The 25,347-nt window shown below is 37.9% G+C and carries 14 protein-coding genes; 3 read left to right on the top strand and 11 right to left on the bottom strand.

The features are described from left to right. Window positions 1-5 precede the first annotated feature (5 nt). The 10 genes from eboE to A3EM_RS0124110 all read right to left on the bottom strand — a co-directional run bounded on the left by eboE (window position 6) and on the right by A3EM_RS0124110 (window position 13,309). Complete coding sequence (eboE, locus tag A3EM_RS0124160; RefSeq protein ID WP_020530835.1) at window positions 6-1,232, bottom strand: metabolite traffic protein EboE; 1,227 nt, start codon at window positions 1,230-1,232, stop codon at window positions 6-8. Window positions 1,233-1,442: 210 nt separating this feature from the next. Continuing rightward, the gene (locus tag A3EM_RS0124155) at window positions 1,443-2,615 is read right to left on the bottom strand and encodes a 3-dehydroquinate synthase (RefSeq protein ID WP_020530834.1); all 1,173 of its coding nucleotides are present in this window, start codon (window positions 2,613-2,615) and stop codon (window positions 1,443-1,445) included. Window positions 2,616-2,784: 169 nt separating this feature from the next. Next, window positions 2,785-3,678, bottom strand: coding sequence for a UbiA-like protein EboC (gene eboC, locus A3EM_RS0124150; RefSeq protein WP_020530833.1), 894 nt, complete (start codon window positions 3,676-3,678; stop codon window positions 2,785-2,787). Window positions 3,679-3,784: 106 nt separating this feature from the next. Further along, window positions 3,785-4,708 carry a TatD family hydrolase gene (locus tag A3EM_RS0124145; protein WP_020530832.1) on the bottom strand — a complete coding sequence of 308 codons (924 nt, stop codon included), beginning with the start codon at window positions 4,706-4,708 and terminating at the stop codon, window positions 3,785-3,787. A 58-nt stretch (window positions 4,709-4,766) separates the two neighbouring features. After that, window positions 4,767-5,735 carry an EboA domain-containing protein gene (locus A3EM_RS43525; RefSeq protein WP_020530831.1) on the bottom strand — a complete coding sequence of 323 codons (969 nt, stop codon included), beginning with the start codon at window positions 5,733-5,735 and terminating at the stop codon, window positions 4,767-4,769. Between the two features lie 221 nt (window positions 5,736-5,956). Then, window positions 5,957-6,928 (bottom strand): GSCFA domain-containing protein, encoded by a 972-nt coding sequence (locus A3EM_RS0124135; RefSeq protein WP_020530830.1) that lies wholly within the window; start codon window positions 6,926-6,928, stop codon window positions 5,957-5,959. A 44-nt stretch (window positions 6,929-6,972) separates the two neighbouring features. After that, window positions 6,973-8,829 (bottom strand): alpha-amylase family glycosyl hydrolase, encoded by a 1,857-nt coding sequence (locus A3EM_RS0124130; RefSeq protein ID WP_020530829.1) that lies wholly within the window; start codon window positions 8,827-8,829, stop codon window positions 6,973-6,975. Between the two features lie 358 nt (window positions 8,830-9,187). Next, window positions 9,188-9,847, bottom strand: coding sequence for a class I SAM-dependent methyltransferase (locus A3EM_RS0124120; RefSeq protein ID WP_020530827.1), 660 nt, complete (start codon window positions 9,845-9,847; stop codon window positions 9,188-9,190). A gap of 268 nt (window positions 9,848-10,115) precedes the next feature. Then, complete coding sequence (locus tag A3EM_RS0124115) at window positions 10,116-10,811, bottom strand: hypothetical protein (RefSeq protein ID WP_020530826.1); 696 nt, start codon at window positions 10,809-10,811, stop codon at window positions 10,116-10,118. Window positions 10,812-10,954: 143 nt separating this feature from the next. Then, a complete protein-coding gene (locus tag A3EM_RS0124110; RefSeq protein WP_020530825.1) occupies window positions 10,955-13,309 on the bottom strand; it encodes an ABC transporter permease in 2,355 nt (784 codons plus the stop codon). Between the two features lie 327 nt (window positions 13,310-13,636). Here A3EM_RS0124110 and A3EM_RS0124105 point away from each other — a divergent pair, with 327 nt between their 5' ends. The 3 genes from A3EM_RS0124105 to A3EM_RS0124095 all read left to right on the top strand — a co-directional run bounded on the left by A3EM_RS0124105 (window position 13,637) and on the right by A3EM_RS0124095 (window position 16,408). Next, window positions 13,637-14,092 carry a retropepsin-like aspartic protease gene (locus tag A3EM_RS0124105; RefSeq protein WP_020530824.1) on the top strand — a complete coding sequence of 152 codons (456 nt, stop codon included), beginning with the start codon at window positions 13,637-13,639 and terminating at the stop codon, window positions 14,090-14,092. A 172-nt stretch (window positions 14,093-14,264) separates the two neighbouring features. Further along, entirely contained in the window at window positions 14,265-15,155 is an 891-nt protein-coding gene (hemF, locus tag A3EM_RS0124100; protein ID WP_020530823.1) for an oxygen-dependent coproporphyrinogen oxidase, read from the top strand. Window positions 15,156-15,304: 149 nt separating this feature from the next. Continuing rightward, on the top strand, window positions 15,305-16,408 hold the full coding sequence (locus tag A3EM_RS0124095; RefSeq protein ID WP_020530822.1) for a type III polyketide synthase: 1,104 nt from the start codon (window positions 15,305-15,307) through the stop codon (window positions 16,406-16,408). Window positions 16,409-16,815: 407 nt separating this feature from the next. Here the strand turns inward: A3EM_RS0124095 and A3EM_RS43515 are convergent, their stop codons facing one another. Beyond that, entirely contained in the window at window positions 16,816-24,759 is a 7,944-nt protein-coding gene (locus A3EM_RS43515) for a fibronectin type III domain-containing protein (RefSeq protein WP_020530820.1), read from the bottom strand. Between the last annotated feature and the right edge of the window lie 588 nt (window positions 24,760-25,347).

The raw sequence follows: 25,347 nt of genomic DNA, 5'->3' as shown, positions 1-25,347 counted from the left end.
AAGTTTTATTTCAGTTTTTGATTAAATGTATCTTTCACCCAATTCAATTCCCGTGAAATGGAATCTGCCAGATTAATCTGTATGTCTTTGGGTAAAACCTCCCATGTATAGGTTTCTACCTCCAGATGATTGGTTATATGATTTGTTTGGATGTACGCCAATACCTTTTCAATTTCATCCTGAGTAGAATACAGTTTCCCATATTCTTTTAGAAAGATGGGTACGTGAAAATGGGTTCTCCATTCTGTGATGTCAGGTTGGTAAAAGTTTTCGAGGGCTGCAGGCAAATCATTGTAATTAATTAGCTTGCCATCTTCCTTTTTGGCAATTACCTGATGCAGATAGGTAGATTCCACAAATGGCAGAAAGGCTCCTTCTACCAGTTTCCTTTCCGGCTGATCTTTGGGCAAATGCGCCTTGAGCGCAGCACTGATTTGTATTTTGCCGATTTTTATGCCTTCTTTTTCAAATGCTTCAAAAACCGATTGAGGTTCTTCATATTCCACTGCAAAATGGCAAACATCATAGCAAATTTGTATGTGTTCCATAATAACCCGCTTGGCTTCCTCTGGAGAAATTCCTATGGTTTTAACCAAATGTGCACTGCCAACGGGAATCAACCAGTTTTTATAAAAATCAATGGTTTCCTGCGTATTTTCTATCAGTCCATCAGGTTCAGGTTCAATATCCAGATGTAGATTTTGATTTTTTAAGGCCTTAATTTCTGCCAGATAAATGGCGACTTCTGCATATTGAATGACGGATTGCTTAAAAGCCTCATTCAATTCTTCCTCTGTTTTGTACCAGTATTTATAGGATGCCGGTGAGGTGGAAATTCCCCCGTCTGGTTGATTTTCTGGGAGAAGTACAGAAAGTACATCGAATAACCTTTTGGTATAATCCAACCTGTCTGTTGTAGTCCAGTCAGGTTTATGGACATCATCTTTTACCCGGGTGTTGTGAAATCCTCCATAGGGAAAGCCATTAAGTGTGAAAACGTAATAATCATTAGCTGAAAGCCATGCTTTAAACTCAGCCAAATGGTTATCAGTTAAAATTTCTTCACTGGCTTTGCCTGAAAGTCTTAAACCAACTCCAAGAGGCTGATTAGGAGAGGACTTTTCCTTGATTTTTGGGAGGAAGTTTTCCAAACTTTCCTTTACCTCTTTCCAGCTTTCTCCAGCATGGATATTGGTACAATAGGTGAGATAATAATTGTTAGTTAATTTCATGTATTCAAAAAATCAAATTCAGATGAAATAATTTTCAGGTGATCCGTCCTTCTTGTTAGGCTTAGCTAAACAAGGAGGAGAATTTTAAAATATCTACTAAGGGAATTCCTTTTCTTAAAGCAAATAATCCCTTTCCAAAGAAAAAACAAAACCCTGAATAAATCAGGGTTCAGTATTAAATTAATTCAGAAGCTTATCGGAGAATGTTTTTCATTTTTCAATATCCACTTCCTGAAATTTTTCGAGTAAGGTAATAGATTGTATAATCAGGTCATTATCCATTTCGTGTACTTCAATTCCTTTACCCAGTTCTTCTAAAAGCATGATGGTTAATTCACCACCCAAATGTTCTCTGAATTCATTCAGACCATTTAAAACCTGAAGGTTCCCTTGTTCATCTTTTTGAGAAAGGCCCGGATGATAAAGTTCAAAACCTAAATCTTTGATCAATTGAATCACTTGTTCCCAATCCGACTTATTAATTCTGTTCTGCAAATACGAATAGGTCACATCAAGGGCGATACCTATGGCTACCGCTTCCCCATGCCTTACTTCAAAATTGGTCAGTTGCTCCAGTTTATGTGCCGACCAGTGGCCAAAATCCAGGGGCCTGGAAGAGCCCATTTCAAATGGATCACCGCCTGCTATATGGTCCAGGTGCATTTGGGCACAACGGTAAATCAATTCTTCCATAGGTTTCATTTCTCTTCTTGCCAAAGCCTTGGCATCTTTTGCTATGGCGTCAAAAAATGTTTTGTCTTTGATGAGGGCGACTTTTATCGCTTCGGAAATACCTGATCGCCAATCCCTTTCATTCAAAGTAGTGAGAAACTGAAAATCATTAATTACTGCAGCCGGAGGGGCAAATGAGCCCAGGTAGTTTTTCTTATTAAAGGCATTTACTCCATTTTTTACTCCAACTCCGGAATCATTTTGTGATAATACAGTTGTGGGAATTCTGATGTGTTTAATACCTCTGTGGGAAATAGCTGCAGCAAACCCTACCATATCCAGCACGGCTCCTCCACCAATTCCAATGATTAATGAATGTCGGTCAATGCCAAATTTGCTGGTGGCTTCTAAAATCTTTTGCAGGTACTTATTGTCATTTTTGGCCAATTCTCCACCTGGTACTTTTAGCACTTCATCGCATAAACTGACCTTGTGGCTAAGTGGCTTAAAATAATTGCGAATTTGCTCAACCAGATCCGGATGGTGTAGTATGACGCCATCATCAATCACTACATAAGCCCTGATGGATTTTACTTCACTAAATTTTAAAAGTAAATTTTTAAGCAGGGGATTATCACCCTGAAAAAGGTAATTTGTAAAAAAAACCTGATATTGAAAAGGCACTGAAAATGCCTGGTTTATAACCTTCATATACTTATCGATTCATAGCGGGTACTTTTAAAAAAGAACCCTTTCTGTAGCAGTAAATTGATATTCCCAGGAAATTATTTCCCAAAACACAACCCTAAAATTAAAACAGAAAAAATGATTTATTAAATCCATTTTGTTAATTAAGTTGATGAAGTGGGTTTATTGAGGTTTAAGTCACTGCAAATGCCTTGGCAATTACAATGGAAATGGGTAAAAGTATTAAAATAAGAATTCCAGTTTCCCATCCGGAAAATCCTGCAGAAATTGAAGCATCCATTACAATTAAGGATAATACCCCGGCTTTTACAGCTTTCCCAATTAAAGGTGGTTCCTGAAGTTTAATGGCTTTAAACAATGGTGGAAAAATTAAAAAGGCGAATAAAGCCAGAAAAGGGATACAGAGAATGGCATCAAAAAATGGAGTGAAACTTAAAGCCAAAATGGCCGATATGACAATGAGATACAAGGCTACACCACCTTTAAGCGCTTTTAAATTTTTCCCATGAACCTCTCCTCGGCTAATCATGGTAATGGCTGAAATGTATACGATTGGAATAAAGGCCAAATACCAGAATTCGTGAAATGCCAATGGAAATACACTAATGCCCAATAATAAATTTCCTCCCCTGCAAAGTCCCATATTTATTGGTCCAAAATAATGCTGGTGTTTTCCCCAGGCATCATACACCAGGGCAGCAATGGCTACTAAAACAGCTAAAATTAAACTCAATTCATTTACCTGATAAGCGGCCAAAATTCCAAGAAATAATAAACTTCCACCCAAAATAGCTGCATTTCCCCTGCTCACAACACCACTGGGAATTGGTCTTTCCGGTCTTTCAATTTTATCTAATGCTGCATCGAATACATCATTAAAAACTACTCCGCCTCCATAAAGTCCAATAGTGGATAGAAGCAGCCAGCCCAGGTTGGGGTCTGCCAGGCTTTCAAATGAGGGTTTGTTTTGTAAAGCAATACTAACAGAAAATCCGGCTAATATGTCTGCTAAAGCAGTGACAATATTAGCCGGACGAGTTAGCTTTAAATAAGCTATTATTTTCATCTAAGGTTTAATAATTTATAATCTGGTGCTAAAGCTTTTGTTTTCACTCCAGAGTTTAAATTTGTACTTATTTCTATTTAAAATTTAGATCAAACAATATGTTTGCCTAGCGAATAATATTGGATTCGTTCTCTATTTTTGGAGTTTGCCCTCTCAATACAGTATTATCTGAGAACATTTCCCTTTGGTCAATCGGAGCCCTTTCCAGCCAGTCGCTTTCTTTTAGTTGACCACTTTGGGCATAAGCTTCCAAAGGATTGTAATAGCAGGTTTTTTCCACATGGTCTTTTGGAATGCCTTTGTCCAACATTAAGGCAGCGGTTTTGGGAACAGAAAGCGGATCACTCACACCCCAATCTGCAGAACTATCCACAATAATTCTTTCAGGACCGTACTGCTGTACCACTGCAGCCATCCTTTCATTGCCCATTTTTGTGTTGGGGTAAATGGTAAAAGCTGCCCAAAAGCCTCTGTCCAATACATCTTTCACCGTTTCCTCATTATTATGGTCAATCACTACCATTCCAGGATCAATACCATGCTCCAGAATTACTTCCATACTTTTTATGGTACCCTGTTTTTTATCTCTGTGTGGCGTATGTACCTGAACCGGCAGATTCATTTCTTTTGCAAGTTCCAATTGTGCCCTGAAGTATTTGTCTTCAGCAGGCGTCTGGTCATCATAACCAATTTCACCTACACCCACTACACCTTCTTTCGCTACAAACATGGGTAAAATTTCCATAACCTGCTCGGCAAGGGCCTCATTATTGGCTTCCTTGGAATTCAAACCAATAGTGCAATAGTGTTTAATCCCAAACTGGCTGGCTCTGAATCTTTCCCAACCAATCAGGCTGCTGAAATAATCTTTGAATGTACCCACTTCTGTTCGGGGTTGTCCCATCCAGAAAGCCGGTTCAATGATCGCTACGATTCCGGCTTGTGCCATTCTTTCGTAATCGTCAGTGGTTCTTGAACTCATATGAATATGAGAATCGAAGAACTTCATGCCTTTTATATGCTCCATCATAATTTACTAGAATTTTTAGTTGGTTGTGCGTTATTGCTCAAAGTTACCAATTTATTTTTTAGAGATTAGTATGTTTTGTAGAAACCCCACTGCCAGCCTGCTGATAACCGGAAGGAAGTTGCCCTAATGTTTTCAGGTAATTTTTACCCAACTGATTCCAATCCAGATTTTTGGTTTTTACCCTTTTGTCAATTTCTGGATATCTGGCTTTTAATTCGGTGGCTTCTGGTAAATTACTGTCCTCGCAAACCAAAATAGCCGCTTCCTGCTCCAGTTCATTGCCTTCCTTCAAAAGCCTTTCAAGATCAGTAAACCTGGCCGTACTTAGGAATTTTCCGGTAAATCGCCACAGCTCGGGAATGACATATCTTCCAGCTGCCCACCTTTCGTGCGCAAAATCAAATAAAGTATCCGCAAGTTTTTGATTGGCTCGCTTGTCTGCTCCTGTAATTTTAAAAATTGGTCGTTCCGTAAATATAGATTTGAGAAGCAATTGATTCCAGGCAATTTCATCCAAATATTCGGCCGGGTATGGATTTTCAATGGCGATAGCGTCCAGGACTACAGTCATGTTTGTTCTTACTCCTTCAGCAGCTCTTTTAGTATGAGCTTCAGGCCTTGGCCAAAGTGGAATAGCTTTATAAAGTGCAGTGATTTCCGCTACATCTCCGGTTTCAAATAATTTATCAAGTGTGCTGATGTAAACTTTTTCGTCTTCATAGGGAATGAAAAGGGAAATATAAACCCGAACCACTTCCAACAGATTCCAGGAAGCAGGTCTAAACCCTGACCTGAGTTTATCTGCTTCAGCAATGCCGGATTCTTCCAGAGAAACTGGTTGTTTCTCGAAGAATCTGGAGGCAGCACTAAAAGCCAGAAAAAGTGATCGTTCATTGTAATTTTCTTCCAGCTTCTGAATTTGTCCACTGAGCCAGTTTAAATGTTTTTCTTCTGATGCAGCAGTTATTATGTTTAGTAGAAACGTTTTTGCCTGTTTAAGGTCGGCTTGAAAAGTGACGTTTTCCATTATATAAGATCTTTGTTTAATAAGGATGAAGGTATTAAAATATGGGAAATCAAACAAAAAAGGTATTATGACTTTTATCAATATCTCGCCAGAGGGTGAAAAATGCTTGCTTAAAAAGAGGAATTTTCTTTGGCTTAAGTAAAAGCGAAGCGACTTCTTTAGCCTTAACTATTAATGAAAGTTTGTAACTTTCTGGTTGAATAGGGACCTTCAGCGAAATGTCAGTCAATAACCATTTCCCTCAACAGCCCGATTTCCTTACTGACATCTACTTCATTAATTCCTTCCAGTTTGGCAATAGTTTTTCTTAAAAACTGCTGGTATTCATTTGATTCCTTTTGAAATGGCCTGTGGTTTATAGCCTTGCTTAATTTTTCCCATCGTAGGATAAAAGCTTTGGTCTCTTCATTAAAAAATGCATTGGAAAACTGTTGCCAGATGTACTCAATCGCCACATCAGAAGGATGAAGCATATCGCTGTTGTAAAACCTGTAATCTCTCAGATCGTCCATCATGATTTCATAGGAAGGGAAATAATGAATATTGGGAAATTCAGATTCAATTTGATGGCAGGCCATGCGCAGGGTAGATTTGCTTATAAAATTATTGGTAAAACCATCTTTAATATGCCGCACCGGACTAACTGTTAGAATGACCTTTATGTCTTTAGGTAGGAGTTGATGTATATCTTTAAATGCCGAAGTTATTTGTTCAATAGTCAGTAACTCTTTTTCAAAAAGGGAGGAGGGCATTTTATGGCAGTTGGCTACAATTTCTCTTGAAAGTTTGAGCCGGTACACATAAGCGGTTCCAAAAGTGAGAATCAGGTATTTGGAATGTTTTACAAAATCATTAGTTTGATTGAGTGCGGTTTTTATTTCCGCAGTAAGCGCCTCTTTTTCCTGTCCGCAAAAGGAGGAATGAAAATCGTAATGTACCCATTTTTCTCCGGAATTAATCAGTTTTTCTTCTGCAAAATCATGAGTTTTTAAAGTACATTCCAGCAAATTAAAAATGGAAACCGGATTGAATATAATTCCAAAAGGGTTGGATTTAGCCTGAAATTTATGGTCAATTAGTTTGTGGCCAATATTATCAGAAAAGCAGGAACCTAAAAGAAGCACAGGGTCATGTAAATTGATTTTTGGGTAAAGTATTTCCTGCTGTATGGGTGTCCTGAAAACTTGACTCATAAATATTCGTGGGTTTTTAATTTATTGTATCTATTAGAAAATGGTTAATTCTTCAATTGGAAAATATAGCCTGAGTGCCGGGGAATTTGCATATTGATGCCTTCAATAAAATCTTTTTTTGTTAAATCTTTAATCGTATAATTATGTCCAAGTGTATTTTCCAAAATGTAATTCTTTTCCTCTTTAATTCCTAAAAGTGGAATTACATCTTCGGGAATAACCAGGCTAATTTCCTGTCCTTTCGCTTTATCGAAGTTGACGATTATCAATACTTTTTCCTTTTGGGCAATGCGGAGAAAGGCATAAATTTTTTCATTATAATTTCCAGAATTAATCTGGTTAAATGGATGAAGGTCAAATAATCTTCCTTCTGAGAATGCAGAGTTAGACCTGACCATCACCAGCAAATCTTTGTAAAACTCCCTCAGGGAAGTTTGTTCATTGCTGAGTAGTGCACCATCAAATTTACCATCATTCATCCATCGCTGATGTTCGGGTACTCCCCAATAATCGAATATGGTTGTTCTTCCATCATTTCCTCCAAATCCCTCTTCGCCATCGCCTGGCTCGCCAACTTCCTGCCCAAAATAAATCATCACGGGTCCGGAATACCAGGTAGCGGAAATAATCATGGCGGGTTTGGCAAATACCGGTGAGCCTGCAAAACCTTTGGAAGCAATTCTTTGTTCGTCATGATTTTCCAGAAACCTTAACATGTGCTTATTCATGCCTTTTAAATCTCGCCAAATGGGAGGAAGGTCGTTGGTGCTGCCAATTCCTTTGGTAATACTTTTTAGTGTATCGTAAAGCTGCACTTTATCATAAAGAAAATCGAATTTTCCGGTTTTTACATAGTTTTCATATTCCTCGGGATTGTAGATTTCAGCAATAAATATCAAATCTGAATTAATTTCTTTTACCTGCGGGATCACCCACTGCCAAAATTCTACCGGAACCATTTCCGCCATATCGCAACGAAATCCATCGATACCTTTCTCTGCCCAGTAAATGAGAATATCCCTCATTTTTATCCAGGTATCTGGAGTGGGTTCAAAATGTTTTTGTTTGTCGTTCTCGTAATCTACTCCATAATTCAGTTTTACCGTTTCAAACCAGTCGTTAATTCCTGGTTTTTCTGTAAACTGATCATTGCCAGTGGCTTTGGCAGGAAACTCATCAAACTTTCCATTTTTGGTAGGGAATGCACTTCCCTTTCCAAGTGATTCATATTCAGCCGGAACCACAAAAGATTTTTCGGGGATATAGTAAAAATTATTACTGGAATCGAAGGCTACTGCAGTATTATCATTTTCCCCGAAATCGGTTACACCTTCTGGTTTTGCATCAGAATGATAGAAGCGTGCCACATGGTTGGGTACAAAATCTATCAGTACTTTCAGCTTGTTTTTATGGGTTCTGGTGATGAGTTCTTCAAATTCTTCCATTCTTTTGTCCACCTCCACTGCCAAATCGGGGTTTACATCATAATAATCCTTGATGGCATAGGGCGAACCTGCTCTGCCTTTTACCACATCAGCATCATCAAGGGGGATGTTATATTTCTGATAATCAGTTAGAACTGCATGTTCAATTATCCCGGTGTACCATATATGGGTAATGCCCAAATCATAAATTTCTTCCAGGGCTTTGTCAGTGATATCATTGAACTTTCCCACTCCATTTTCTTCAATGGTACCGTATTTTTGATTTGTTTTTACCTTATTCCCAAAAAGCCTGGTCATCATTTGGTAAATCACAATTTTGTCCCCCTTGGGATACTCATTTAGCAGGTATTGGCCCATAGCAGTTGTACTTAAATTCAGTTCTTCATCTGTTGTTTTTTTCCAACAACTCCAAAAAATAAAAGGAATAAATAAAAGTATTGTCCTTTTGATTGACATCGAAAAAAATATTGCTTTTAAATTAAGAATAGCCTTAAAAAAATGCTTTGATTCTAAACTTAAAGTAAATACTTTAAAAATTGAAAATGGAAGAATTATGGAGATTTTTTAAGAGACTATGCGAACTATAATATTAAAGTTAATTCTTAGCAGGGGCTTCTATAGTGGCCTTGCGTATTTTTGGCTTCTGAGTTTCAAAAAAGCAAAATTTCTACGAAAACCCTATGGGGCAAAAATTTTCCGAGAAATACAATGACCTTTTGAAGTCAAAACCAATACAAACTTCCATAATGTTTTTTAGTTATGATTTGGTTCCTGTTTTTACCTGAGAGAATTATTTATTTGACCTTCAAGAAATCTAATTCATTAGGCCAAAACCAAATACTGGGTAGCCATCCATTTCTGGAGATTGTTTTAAAAGCTTGTAACCATTTTCATTCATCATTTCAAGAAATTCATCAATTGTGTATAGGGGCTTGGCACATTTCGAATCGGAGCAAAAATCTCCTTTTCCATTATCCCCTTTGAAAGCATCCCTAATAAATATTTTACCTGTTGGTTTTAGTGTTTTTCGGAGGTTCTGTAACATTTCATTGGGTGCATCGAAAACATGAATTGTGGCATTTGTATAAATGACATCCACAGACTGATCTGGAAGATTAGATTTTGTTGGAGTTCCATAAATTATTTCGAATTGATTTCGAGCTCCCAGGTCATAACCAAGTTTACCCGAATAATGCGAGATCATTTTGTCCACATTGTTTTGTTGGAGGGTTTCCTGGTCAATGTCCTGAATAAGTACCTTGCAACTATCGAATTGGGTAGCCATAACTATGGTAAATATCCCAGACCCTGCCCCCACATCAGCCACCGTCATACCAGGTTTAATCTCCATAAATTCAATATAAGGATGAAAAATTTCATTAGTTTCTTCAATTGTAAAGACAGGCCCCTTCGCGTAAGGAGCACAAGAGGAAATTACAATAAGGGCAAGCAGAATAAGGCGTAGGTTCATCATGGTTATTAGTTTCAGTTTGATAAATCAATTCGAAAATAAAACCTCCATTTTTATACCAAGGTTAGTAGAAAGTGCAAATTCGGGCAATACAATTGCTGCCGGGCGCATTGGGAACAAAAGTGTTGTGTGCGGATTACAAATCCTATGATACAGATTCGCCATTACAAATGACGAATAGCCTAATTCAAGACATAATATAAGAGTTCTTTAATGAAGACCTTGCGAATATTTAGCTTTATTTACATTCGCTTTGGCATGAATCAAGAGATTATCTAATTTCTACAAAGTCGAATTGACCATTGTTGTTTTTATCATATAGTTTTAAAACTTTTCCATTCTCAAGTAAAATTTCATAAAACTCAAATATTTGATCATTGTCTTTATCAATGCTTTTTCCAACAAAATCACCATTCAGATTATAGAAAGATATATCCTCAAAATATCCATTTTCATCCTTATCTTTTGAAATACTTGATGGATTAATACCGCCTTTGTATTCTTCTACTTTTTCAAAATTTCTATCCTGATTTTCATCATAGTACCTTAAATATATTTTTTGATTGTTTTTTTGTATATATTCGACTATTGAATTATTATGGTTCCAGATTATTTCAAAGTTTCTATGATTTTGTTGATTGTAACTTGTATCCCAATTATTTATTAATAAAATTGTAATAATAACCGCATATCCAATTAATGCATAGTTTATCAAGTTAGAGGATTGCCTTTTTCCTTTTTCTAATCCAAAAATCAAATAGCCATTAGGATTATTTAGCTGAGTCAAAATACTTTGTACTTCATTTTGGAACTCCAATTTTATTGTAAGTTCACCAAATGCAAATTCACCTTTTTCAGGAGGGTTTGCCATATTTTTCTCTTCAAAAGGAATTGCAGCATGTTTAAATTCAGAAATGAGAATAAAATGGGCGGTTCGATTGAGTGTTTGAATTTTAAATTTTTCCATATAATTTTCTGAAGGTTATTTTTATTTAAAAACAAAATTAGCCTTTATCTTAAACAGATTTAAAACAAAAAAGCCCGGGAAACCCCAGGCTATTTTGTTTGGAATAATTACCTATTACATTAATTGTTGTATTAACAAAAAAATCATTCACTTCTCAGGCATTTGGCTGGGTTTACATTAGCTGCTTTTACTGCCTGCATGCCTACAGTGATCCAGGCAATGAGCAAGGCCAAAAATCCTGCGCCAATGAAAAACCAGATTTCCAGATCGATTCTATAAGCGAACCTTTGTAGCCAGTTGTCCAAAGCAAAGTAACTGATAGGCAGGGCAATGAAAATCGCAATTACCACCATTCTGGTAAAATCCCCTGAAAGCAAATAAATGATATTGATTACACTGGAACCCAGTACTTTCCTAATTCCTATTTCTTTCAATCTTCTTTCGGCTGTAAAAGTAGCCAGCCCGAAAAGCCCCAGGCAGGAAATGAGAATGGCGAATCCCGCAAAATACTGGGACAGTGTGGCCACTCTTTGTTCCGCTTTATATTGATTTGCATATTCCTGATCCAGAAACTGGTAATCGAAAGTAAACCCCGGATTGAAATCCTGGTAGAAATCTTTAATCTTTTCCAATGTTTCTTTTTCTTTTCCAGCCTCAATTCTAGCCATGATATTCCAGGTGATTTCAGGATTTATTATAAAGAAAAGAGGACTGACTTCTTCATGAAGGGACTGAAAATGAAAGTCTTTTGCAACTCCTATAATTTCCAGGTCATATTCCCCCCAAAGTTTGATCACTTTTCCAATCGGGTCTTGCAAACCCATTACTTTTATCCCCGCTTCATTGAAAATAATTTTACTTGTATCGGTACTAAATTCGGTGGAAAACGACCTCCCTTCCTTCATTTCGATTCCAAGTGTTTCTATTAAGCCAAAATCCGATCTCACATTTTCAAAGAGAATTTTATCATCAGGATTTTTACCCTCCCATTCCAGCCCACTGGTATTGTTTTGCCTTCCAATCATATCGTGTCCCACACTGGTGGCATTCACCACTCCGGGAATTCTTTTCAACTCGTTCAGAAATGTTTCCCTGCTTTCTTCCACTTTGCCATCCATAGGGAAATAAATGACATTATCTTTGTTGAATCCCAGGTTTTTTTTCTGTACAAATTCGATTTGTTTGTAGACCACCGCCACCGAAACAATGAGCATGATTGAAAGAATAAACTGAAAAATCACCAAACCTCTTCTTGCCCACAACTCTCCAAGTGAACTTCTGATTTCTCCTTTCAATACCACCACAGGGCGGAAACCTGACAGGTAAAGCGCAGGATAACTTCCCGAAATTATGCCGGTAAGTAAAGCTATGGCAAGCAGGGAGAGCACCAGGTTACCATCCAGTGCCAGTGCTATTTTCTTTTCGGTGATTTCATTGAATTGTGGTAAAAATAAAACTACCAGAATCAGTGCTACGAAAATTGATAAAAATGCCATGACCATGGACTCCCCAAGAAACTGAGAAATTAAAGCACTTCTTTTAATTCCCAATGCTTTTTTAACCCCAACCTCTTTCACTCTTCTTGAAGCGCGTGCGGTAGATAAATTCATGAAATTGATGCAGGCAATAAACAGGATAAAGGCGGCAATAATGGAAAATAGCCTGACATATTCTATTCTTCCCCCAGACTGTACTCCATTTTCATAGCTTCCAAACAGATATCTTTCCGAATAGGGCTTTAGAAATAAAGTGACATTGGACTGTTCGTTTTTTTTCTTTACAAAATCGGCAATTTTCTTTTCGAGTTCTTGTGGATTTGTGCCTTTCTTCAATACTGCAAAAGTGGGAGGCCCATTATTACCCCAGGAAGTTACCCATTCATTTTCATCCTTAAACTGTTCGAATGGCAAAACGAAATCAAATTGATAGGAAGAATTTTTGGGCACATCTTTAAATACTCCGGTAAGTTTATAATTTTTTTTATGTTGAACTTCAATGGTTTTACCAAGGATGTCTTCTGTAGTATCAAAAAGCTTTTTGGCCAGGGATTCGGAAATTGTGATGGAAGTTTTGTCAGCTAAAACCTGGTCTTTGTTTCCCTGAATAAGGTCGTAAGAAAAAATATTAAAAAAATCTGCCCCAACATAATAGCCATCTGCCTTTACATTGTGATCCTCTATAGAAAGTGTAAATGGGGAAATCCAGGTAGTGGTGGCTGTATATTCAAATTCGGGATATTCTTCTTTTAAAGCCTCAGCCAGAACTCCAGGGGTGGAAGACGTGGTCATGATATCTCCGGCATATTGTTGGTGCTCCATCACCTGAAAAAGTTGAGTGTCCTTTTCATGGAATTGATCTACCTTTAATTCATCAGTTACCCATAAATAGATAAAGAGGGTACAGGCAAGACCCGTAGATAATCCAATCAGATTAATGAAAAAGCTGTTCTTAAACCTTTTGAAATTTCGAAATGCGAGAAGCAGGTAATGTTGAAGCATAAAAAATGGAAGTTTGGAATTTTTATCTTTATTGACATAAGTGAGTACTTATGGTTGCATGAAAGGTTACAAAAGTTTGTTTAAATTTTATAAGTGGAGTAATAAATATTTTAATGGTAAATTAAATTGTATTTTAGTATAAAGTATAATTCTACTTATAGAGTAGAAGTATATGGTATAATTTGTTTTTCCTTAATTTATCTACATTTTGTTTCATTATTCAGGGTTCCTCCTTAATTTGAATTCTATTATGGTAAAAACGATTAGCATGGCTTAAAACCGCCATAAGAGTTTTTTCAATAGTGGTTCACTATAAATACTGCAATTATGGATCTCACACAAATATCAATTAAAGACTTTTTAATACAGAAAGGTTATCTGGATATTCAGGTAAAGCCCAATAAAGTCGGGCTTTTTGAGGTGGTTGGGAAATTTATGGATAAGGAAATGACCTTTCTGATTGACACTGGGGCTTCGAATACGGTACTTAACCTTGAACTGGCCGAATCTTTTGATTTGCAAATAGAGGAACTGGATACTCCCGGAGGAGGGGTGGGCACCAGTGAGGCTAAAGTTTATCAGGTAGATTCCTCACCCATTTCCATTCAGGGGTTTAATTTTGCCGATTTTGAATTACTTGCCATTGATTTTACCCATATCAATTTATCTTTACAAGCTAAGGAAATTGATCCGGTGGACGGTGTAATTGGTGCGGATTTATTAAATAAGTATGCGGCCATAATCGATTATAAAACCTCCACTTTATTTTTAATGGAAGATTAAAATGATCCGCCATTTTTTCATAACTGTATTATTCCTTTAGTTTTGGGGGAATTATGCGTAATTGAAATTGCTTTGGGAATTATGGGTGTTAATTACCTCCTAATATTCCATTACTTAAAAGGGATTCTCCATTAAAACAAATAGTGGTTCACTGTAATTTGATTGAAAAAGGATGTTTAAAAAGGAAGTAGAAAACTGGTTTAAAGGATTACAAAATGAAATTTGTGCTGCTTTGGAAGAAGAAGATGGGAAAGGAAAATTTAAATCTGACATTTGGGAAAGAGCCGAAGGGGGAGGAGGGGACTCTCGTGTAATTGAAGAGGGAAATATAATTGAGAAAGGTGGTGTGAATTTTTCCGCTGTTCATGGGCCAACACCTCAAAAGATATTAGAGGCGCTTAAACTAAAAAAGGCAGATTTTTTTGCCACAGGTGTATCTATTGTTTTACATCCGAGAAGCCCTATGGTACCTATTATCCACATGAATGTCCGGTATTTTGAGATGAGCACCGGGGTAAGCTGGTTTGGAGGGGGAATAGACCTTACTCCGCACTATATAGTAGAGGATGATGCCCGGTATTTCCATCAACAGCTCAAGGCGGTTTGTGATAAACATCATTCTGGTTATTATCCGAAATTTAAACAATGGGCGGATGATTATTTTTTTATCAAACACAGAAATGAAACCCGGGGAATAGGTGGAATATTCTTCGATCGACTTTCTGAAAATGAGGATTTTACCCTCAGACAAAGGTTTGAGTTTGTGAAAGATGTGGGGCGGAAATTTGCTCCAATTTACAGGCATTATATGCAAAAAAATCAATCTCTTCCTTTTGCTAAGGAGCATCTGGACTGGCAAAGATTGAGAAGGGGCCGGTATGTAGAATTCAACCTGGTTTGGGATAAGGGAACTAAGTTTGGCCTGGATACCAATGGAAGAACAGAATCCATTCTGATGAGTATGCCACCCGAAGCGAATTGGGTATATAACTACCAACCCAAGGAGGGTTCCCCTGAGAAGCAGACTTTAGATCTCCTTAAAAAAGGAATTGACTGGGTTTAATATTTTAACTGTCCTGATTTATTGAACCAAAATTATTTTGTTTAGTTATTACCTATTGATGATCCGATTGGATTGTTAGTTGATTGTTTGAACCATTCCCCGGCTTAGCATTATTATTCAACTTATTTTCCAGGGATTTACTCTTTTTTATGAAAGCCAGCCACATTACAAGTATTGGAGTTGCCGTACCGGAAGCCAGATTCTCTCAGCAGGCTATTGCCGATACCATGGCGGACTTAATTGATCTTGATGAGGAGAAAAGAAAAAACCTTCAAATTTTATATCGTGCTACCGGCATTAAATACCGACATTCTGTGATTGGAGCGTTGGAAAATGGGGATTTTACAAATTTCTATTTGTCCGGAAAAAATCAAAATCAGTTTCCCGATGTTGCAGCCCGGATGGAAGTTTATAAGGAAGAAGCCATCCAATTAAGCTTAATGGCAATTGAAAATGCACTCTCAGGTTTAAACAATTTTGAGACTCAGCAAATTACCCACCTGATTACGGTGAGTTGTACAGGTATGTATGCGCCAGGACTGGATATTGAAATTATTGAGCACCTTAAACTCAATTCATTTACCCAGCGAACGGCTGTAAATTTCATGGGCTGTTATGGTGTTTTCAATGGCTTGAAACTGGCTGATGCCATTTGCAAGGCAGAAGAAAATGCCAAAGTATTGTTGGTTTCAGTGGAGCTTTGTTCACTTCATTTGCAAAAAAGTGAAGACCCGGATGATTTGTTGGCGGCTTCCATTTTTGCAGATGGTGCTGCAGCGGCCATTATCGAATCAATGCCTTCAGCCGATTTATCATTATCTCCCCTCAATTTTTATTGCGATTTGTATCCCCAGGGCAGGGAAGACATGGTTTGGGAAATCGGGAACTTTGGTTTTGAAATGAAGCTTTCCGCTTATGTACCCGGTTTGTTGGGCAAGGGGATTAATACTTTAGTAGAAAATTTACTAAACCAACTTGGTTTAAAGTTGGAGGATATCCATCATTTTGCCATCCATCCCGGAGGTAAAAAAATACTGGCTGAAATTGAGCAAGCTTTAGCCCTCCAGCGGGAACAAAACGAAGCTGCTTATCAGGTGCTCAGAAGTTATGGTAATATGTCTTCGGCTACCATTCTTTTTGTAATCAAGGAAATATTGGAAAATCTCAAATCGAGCAATAAAAACCAAAATTTACTTGGAATGGCTTTCGGACCGGGGCTTACTATGGAGTCTATGCTTTTGAGGGTTTGTTAAGGGGGATTGGCTAATTGGAATTTGTAATTCCTAATTACTTACTGGTTTCAGTTTGTAACTGAAACTTGCGGATATTTTCAAGTTTATAAACTTGATTTATTATAAAGCTTAAGTTGCAAACTTAAGCTAGGTTAGAACTTGGTCTCAAGAATTTTCGCTCTTCGGAATTTGTAATTCCGAAGCCTTTTCGAAGGATTACAAACTCCGCTATTCGGAATTTGAAATTCCGAATCCCTTTAGTAGGATTTTTAATCCGAAAAACATTGCAGATGGATAACAAATCCAGCGATATAAATTCGCCATTGCAAATGGCGAATAGCCCAAAAAAAGATGAAACCCCAACCAGAAAACAAAAAAAGACTACCCAGCCGGGTAGTCTTTTTTTTAATTGGATTAACTAATAAACCTTAATTTTTGATTACACGTCTTGTGTGTCTTGCGCCTTCTTTGGTGATTACCTGAATCAGGTAAATACCTGATGGCTGAATGCTTAAGTCCAGCTGATGCCTCAACACTCTGTCGGATTTTGGAAGTACTTCCACATTAACCACTTTTCCAACAGTGTTAAACACTTTTACAGTCATTGGGGCATTACCCGGCATATCCACTTCCAGATTGAAGATTCCTTCACTTGGGTTAGGATAAACCTTTGTACTTTGGGCAAGGAATTCATCCTCAATTCCGGTAACAGCTGTGATACTGGCCACATTAGAATAGGGAGAAAGTCCTCTTTTACTGTAGGCCCTCACTCGGTAAGAATATTCAGATTCACCATTGATCAGGTTTTTATCCACATAAGTGGTTGTGCCTGCAGGAAGTGTATCCAATACTACAAATTCACCCACAGAAGTTAATGCTCTTTCCAGTCTGATTTCCAGTGCATCAGGATCAGTGGCTGTCCAGGCAAGATTGACTTCATCTGTAGTTTCTGACTTCGCTGTTAACTCAGTTGGTGTTTCTGGTTTATCACTTTCACTGGTTATTGGGGTAAATTCAATCATATCGAATTTATTCAAACCATCATCACCAGAACCAAGTCCTACATAAGCTCTACCGTCCATAGTCATGGCTATACCCGAGCTTCTGCCATCTCCAAACACATCCAGAACTTTTGTCCATACATCATTGGTGGCATCATATTCCCATAGGTTGTTATTTCGGGTTTCTTCATTGAGCTGACTCAATGGATTGCCCAGGAATCCTTCATTTCCAACTACCAGCCCAACATCTTTCAAATCTCCTTCTTCGTCATCTCCGGTAGCCAGATAAGCTTTACCATCAATTACAAAAGACACGGCTCCAGCTCTGGCAGATCCATCAAAATCTGCTTTTTGCGTCCAGCTATCCTCGGTGGCATTGTATTCCCAAACATCAGTTAACCGGTCTCCATTATCACCAGTAGCGATATAGCCTTTTCCATCTACTACAAAAGCAACTGCACCGCTTCGGGAAACACCTTCGAAATCATTGAGTTGTGTCCATGAATCGTTGGTAGCATCATATTTCCAGAAATCTTTCAGGTGTTTGTCTCCATCACTTCCTGTTCCTATGTAAGCAGTTCCATCAATTACAAATGCTGATGCTCCGGCTCTGGCACTTCCTGGGAAATCTTCCAGTTGAGTCCAGCTTCCCGTTTTGCTGTCATATTTCCAGAAATCGTTTCTATGATCAGTTCCGTCACTTCCTGTTCCTATATAGAAATTTCCATCAATTTCGAAACTCACTGAGTAGGCTCTTTCCACACCAGGGAAAGCATCTTTTTCCTCCCATTCATCAGTTACACTATTGTATTTCCAGAAATCTGCCAAAATATTATTTCCATTGGCACCGGCTATTACATAACCATTGTCATCCATTCCAAATGCAGCTGCAGCACTCACTTCAGAACCGGCAAAAACACTTGTCTCACGATATACACCCAATTCAGAATAAGTCAGCACATTGGAAGCATCTGATTGTTTGGTGCCTTTTGTAGCGACTACCAGATAGTTATAAGCTTTGCTTTCTACAATGGTTTCATCAGCATAAGTGCTTATATCTTTATCAACTGATCCTAATTCTGTGTAATTTAAAGGATCATCAGCTGGTGCCCTGAAGATTTTATATCCATCTTCATTCTGCGCATTGTCATCCCAGTTAAGGGTCATGGCAGTTGCAGAAACTTTGTAACCTGATAACTTGGTTGGAGCCACCAGAGCATCTCCTTCGGCAATCCTTCCCCCAGCTGCGTTTAGATCTGCATTGCTGAAATCGAACACAACTGTATTACTTTTACCTGATCTCCCAAATTCGTTGAGGGCAACCGCACCTATTACAATTTTGATTTTAATATTTGGCAGGATTTTCAGCAGGTTTTCTATACCAGTCATTACTTCCTGAGGAATCTCAATTTCTGTAGAAGTATTGGCTAAACCTTCTTTTACTCCTTCTCCAAGTACTACGCCACCTACTACAAATCTTCCAAATACATTGTATTCAACCGTTTCACTATTGGGGAATTCTGGTGCTTCCCATTTTGCGGAAATCTTATTGCCTTCCAATCCAGCAGTAAAATTGAGTGGAGCGGATGGTCTTGCACCAGTTGTAGTAACTTCCAATGTATCTGAAGCCGCTTCTCCGTCATGGTTATAGGCGATTACCACATACTTGTAAGTCGTTTTGGGAGCAAGACTGTCTTCATCTACAAACCAGGTTGTGTTTGCTTTCAGGTCTTCCTTAATAATTTCCCCATTTCGAACCACTTTGAATCCAGTTTCATTATTGGCATTGTCCGACCAGTTAATACCTGCCTTTCTAGCCAATACAAAAGTGGTACTTAATCCACTTGGCGCAGATGGTGGAACAGGATCTTCTGAAGTAGTGGCTTCAGCCTCCACGGTGGAAGAATTTCCTGCAATGTTGAAAGCACTCAATCTATATTCGAAAATAGAATTTTCATCCAGATCAGCATCAGTATACCAGGTAGAACCAGCTTCCAGAGTATCTAAAGGAATAAATTCTCCTTCTTCTTTTCTTTCTAATATAAATCCTTTTTCATTGTTGGAATTGTCTTCCCAACTCAGGTTTACTTGCGAAGTGGAAACTCCTTCTGCTACAAAAGCAAGTGGGGCATCCGGTGCGGAAACTGTAAGTTCAGTAAGTGTCCTGGCCTGAATTACAATTCCAAAACCAGAATTTCCATCGGCACTTACCGCTCTCAATCTATACTCATACAAAGTGTTTTCAACTAACCCTTTGTCATCAGTAAATTCTGATTCTCCGATTATGGTGGCAATTTCCCTGAATTTTCCTTCACCTTCTGCCATTCTACGCTCAATTTTCACTCCGGCAAAATTCACTTCATCCCAGCTGATCAGAATTTTGTCGACATCAACACCCTGGGCAGAGAAAACCGGAGCTGTTGGAGGCACAGGAACACTGGCAGTGGTGGTATCAATACTTTCAGAGAATCCGGAAACCCCATCAATATTGAAACCCTGGATGGCAAAGTTGTAAGACGTTGCGGGTTTAAGTTGCTTTACAATAAAAGCATTTTGTTTTCCTACTTTAATGAACCTTTTGTGGCCTGAGGAATCGCTTACCTGAATTTCATAACCCAGGGCCTCATCCGTAGAATCTTTCCAGGAAATCCATACAGCCGATTGCGTTACTCCTTCCACATTTAAACCAAATGGTGTGTTTTGTGGAGGCTTTGATTCATTCAATGTAGTGGCATCGGCAACATTACTGGCTTCTGAAGCCATATCGTTAATGGCTTTTACCCGGAAATAATAAGTGGTTTGGGGTTTTAAGTTAATACTATAAAATTCGGTAGCATTTTTAGGTACAAATGCCAGGTTCTTAAATTCCCCACCTTCTGTTTTTCGCTCTATCTGGAATCCAAATTCATTTGCTGAATTATCATCCCAGGTCAGTTTTGCAACATGTTTACCCAATGCTTCAGCTACTAAATTGGTTGGGGCATCAGGAGCCACACCACCTACTTTAAACTTCACAGGTTGTGTCCAGGCTGAGAAAACACTGTCTCCACAAACTGCTCTGATTCGTGATTCAAATTCACCAATTGGATGGTTTTTCAATACCACAGGTGAAGTGAATTTACCCTGAGAAACCCAGAATCCTTTGATTAAACTTTGAGCTTCTACGGTATCGCCTTCCCATGTAAAAGTGACTTCTCTTTCTTTAACTGTGGCTAATAAATCTGTTGGTTTTTCGCAAAGTGTCCCTCCTGATTCAGTTGTGAAATTAACGGTGTCTCCAACTGAATAGTGATTCAATTTCAAATCGCAAATCGCGTGAATAACTGCTTCATATTCTGTTTCACTTTCTAAACCAAAAACTGAAAATATGGAGTCAAAAGCTACCATTTCCTCCCAGTCATTTTCTCCTTTAATTCTGGTTTTGATCAAATAACCTTTGCCTTTTCCAGTCCAGCTTAATTCAGCAAAATTGGCAAATGCTTTTGCCGCTAAATTGCTCACAGGCTCACAGGTTGGCAAATCTCCGGTGGTGATGGAATAAGCTACCGGCTCTGACTGACGGAATGGCTCTTTGCTACAAATGCTGGCAATTTTAAGCTCATAATTTGTATTGGGTAACAATTGGAATAAAATAATTCCATTGTGTTTGGTAAATTCTACCCTTTCAATTGTTCCATCTGTGGAAACCGTTTTGACCAGATATTCTTGAGCGCCTTCTACAGCTGTCCAAGTTAATTTTACCTCAGTAGCACTTATGGTACTATCTGAAATATTGGTAACTACTTTGCAAACCTCTTCAGGTTTTAAGGTTTTCACCACAATGACATTGGAGTTCCCAGAAGTATTTCCTTCCTCATTCTTTGCTTTAATTCTATAGAAATATAATTTATCAGCAGATAAATTTCCTACAGGAATGGCTGTAGAATCAACTTCCAAATTATCATATCCCTCTACCAAAGAAGTAAAACCGCTATCGGAGGCCACTGAGAAAAGATATCCTGTGGCTCCAGGCATTTCATCCCAAACTGCTACGAATCCATCAGTTTTTACATTAAATGGTTTTCTGGCGATTGGATTAATTGGCGTATCAGGGAAAGTGTTGGCAAAAGCAATATTTGAAGGCCCTGAATCTCCTTCCTGGTTGTTGGCAATAACTTTATAAAAATATTTCTTACCAGGCTCAAGGTTAATATCAAGGAATTCGGTATTGTTTGCCTGTACTTCTCCAATCAGACTATAATCAGTCTCTCCTTCTTTCTTTCTGAAAATGATAAAGAAATCTTCATTTGGAGAATCATCCACCCATTGCAATAAGATAGATTTGGAAGAAACAGGTTCGGCAAATAAATTAACTGGTGGTACAGGAATCGCTGCTCCAGTCTGAATACCTCTTTTCTTTACATTCAGTTGAAGGTTACCTGCAAAATCGATGGCAGTAAAATAAACATCATAAAATCTATCTGCCTGCAAGCTATCGATTAGTCTTGGTACCGGATCGAAAGGCTTGTCAACAGGGATTTCTCCACTTTGTAAAGCCGCCTGTCCAAGGTGATTTAAACCTTCTTTTACCTGAATTGGAGAAGGGAAATTATCACTTTCTGATTCTACAATTGTATAGAAAACTTTTCCGGCTTCATTGAGTGAAACTTTCATTTCAAAACCATGTAGGGTAGGACCGAACACTTCGGGAAATCCTTCTGTAAATACCGGAGGTCCATCTCCTTCACCAGTGGTAAAAAACCAAACTGTTTTGTCCGGAGCACCTTCAAAACCTTTATCTCCGGCTATATTTTCTATAACCCCACTGTCCAGTAAAACATAGTATTTAGTATTTGGAGCTAATGGAGCGGGTAGCGTGAAATGGAATTTGTTAGGTTCAACCTTAAAAGAGGCAGTATCCATAGTATTTACGGTAAATACCAAAGAATCATTTGTGAATTTTTTGATTCTAAAATCTCCATTTTTCACCACAATTTCTTCTTCGAACTCAAGTCCAAAAGCCGTATTTACCGGTACATTTTCATCTTCCGGAAATGGATAAGCACCGATTACCTCAAATCCATCATTATTTTCACCATGGTAGTGGGTACTAAAGTGCCGGATATCATATTCCGGGATATTTGGAACGGTATCCACAGCTACCATAAATATATCATATGGCAAGTCCAGGTCCAGACCAGTTACGATATAGGTATAAATTTCCTGTGCGTTTGTCGCTACAATTTCACCACTTTTTAGGGCTGGAGAACCATTTTTGTCTTTCCCTTCTATTACTTGTAAAACGGAAGGAAAATAATTTCCTCCACCATGATAAGAAGTGTCCCCAGCCACAATTGAGTAATAAACTTTACCCGGTTCATTAAGGGCAATGGCAAGTTCCAGGCCTTCCGGTTTTTTATCATAATCCGGAGTGTTTCCTACAAACTGCGGTGGTGTTTCATCAGAACCATCGTTGGTTTTAAATCTCCATTTGAAGGGATCCTTGATGCCATTGAAAACCTTAGTCCCGTTAAAGTTTGTAACACTTCCACTGTCAATCAGAATATAATATTCTGTGAATGGCTGAAGGAAATTGGTGGTTTGGAATTCAATCCGATCTTTATCAATCGAGACTCTGGAAACATCGTCAAGCGCAATTTCTTCAAAGGTAGAATTGTCAGATGCTTTTTTAATGAAAATTGAACCACTTCCTATTAATTCAATATCTTCTGAAAAATATCCTGTAAACTCCCCAAAAACTGGAGCTTTCTGGTCTCCGGAATAGGGGAATGTGTGGTTGAGCCCAATTTTGTTTTCATAGTCAAAGTTGGTGTGTGTGCCATTACTTTCGGGATATTCCCAGGCATTTCCAAGGGAATCTTTAGTGATGAAAAATACCTGATAATCAGTATCCTCCATCAGTCCTGTAACCATAATTTCATAATCCTGATACGCCTGTGTGGCTATCATATGACCTGATTTTATGGCAGGCTGATTACTTCCATCCAATCCGTTCATCACCTGTTCTTTTGTGGGATAAGGCTTGTTTCCATCATGGTGAGAATGTTCAATGGTATAGAAAACCTCTCCAGGTTCATCAAGGACTATCCTTATGGTGAATCCATCAGTTTTATGATCGAAAAAATCAGGGGTGCCATTTTCAAACTCAGGTGCCTTATTGTCTGAACCATCATTAGTCTGAAATTGCCAATAATGCTTATCGTAAATTCCAGCAAATGATTTTTGCATGGTATTAAAATCAGTTACCAAATTAGAGTCAATCTGGATATAATAAGAGGTGGTAGTGTCAAGTGGACTGATTGGTTTAAAGTAAACATATTCATCCCCAATTTCTGTCTGTGTAGTATCAAAAATCGAGATTTGAGACACCAGATTGTCATTTGAATAATCCTTTATGTAAATATTTCCACCGTTAATTTTAACTTTTTCAGAAAAATACATTTCAAAATGGGTATCGGGCATTACCTGATTTCCCGAGTAAGGGTTATAATACTCAATCACTACTTTGTTGGTGATGTCTGGAGGTAAATTCACACCGTAGGAATTAGCATAATCCTGTACATTTTGGTTGGTATCTTCAGTTACCATAAATATATCGTAGTACCTGTCATCAGGTAATCCTTCAATCACTTCCTTAAATGTGGTAAAACTACTTTCTACATTGATAGCTCCACTTCTCAGGGCTGCTCCTCCGCTGCTGGTCTGTCCATTTATCACTTGTTCGTAGGTTGGAAACCCTGCCGTATCTGGTTCATTTACAGTATAATAAACAGTTCCGGGTTCATCAAGTGCTACCAATAACTCGAAACTATGTGGTGTTTTGTTGTCTGTCTCTGGTGTTTCTGATACAAAATTTGGAGGTTGGTTATCCGATCCATCATTGGTGGTAAAAGACCAAAAGTTTTTGTCAAAAATTCCATTAAAAGGTTTGCTTCCATCCAGGTTGGTAATGGCTCCGCCTTCTATTATAATGTAGTATTGGGTATTAATTCCCAGCGGATTAGGCTCTATAAGGAGGTTATTTCCTTTCACATGTGATTGGCTGGTATCATCCAGAAAAATCGTCTGAACCAGGCTGTCAGTTACATATTCATAGATGTAAAGGGCCAGGTTTTGAGTTTTAATGGAATCACTAAAGCTCATTTCCAGTGCTTCGTTTGGCATAATTTCTACTGATCCATTGTATGGAGTGTAGAAATATAACTCCAGAGAATCAGCGAAATAAAGTTCGCTTGATTTCAGACTGTAGTTTTCCATCGAAGACATATCCAGATCTGGTTTGGCTTGTACTGCTTTTGAAAAAATCAGTACCTGAATAATAGCCGCAATTACCATCTGGATTGGTAAGGGGATTGAAAAGTTTGATCTCATAAAAGTCGGGTTGTTTTGATATTAAAAAATGACCTGCATACTGAAAAAAGTCAATTGTAAATTTGGGGTAATAAGGTTACGATTCCTATTTACATGTACTGTTCAAGGCCTTGGGAAATAAAAGTTGGGGTAAGAAAAAGTAGGGGGTATTTGAAAAAAAACAAAAAATAGAACGTTAGGTGAAGGATAAAAAACAAGGGGATTATTTTAATAAATCGTATAAATAATAAATTATTGTTGAGGTTGTTTTGTTTAAATATTACTTTATTTAGTTGGTTTTTATTTTGTTAATGTTGGTATTTATTTGTTTAAATTTTGCTTTATTTAGAATAACAAGTATTGTGTGCCCAGGCATGATATTATAAATATCCTTGATATTTTTTAATTTTTACGATCTGTTTTCTGAATTTAATAAATCCAGGAGAGATTTTTTGTCATAAAAATACAGATGTAATTTTTCAGGGGTTTTGTAAAATTATTTGATTTTCGAGTGAAAGTTTTTTTTGGAGGAATACACAAGTAAATATTAGAAAAGTGCAATTATTAAATATTGTGTGTATAACTGATGACTGGGGGAAATTTATTTGT

It is taken from the genome of Flexithrix dorotheae DSM 6795 (genome assembly GCF_000379765.1).
Classification (GTDB): Bacteria; Bacteroidota; Bacteroidia; order Cytophagales; family Flammeovirgaceae; genus Flexithrix; species Flexithrix dorotheae.
This window is presented reverse-complemented; position numbering and strand designations above follow the sequence as displayed.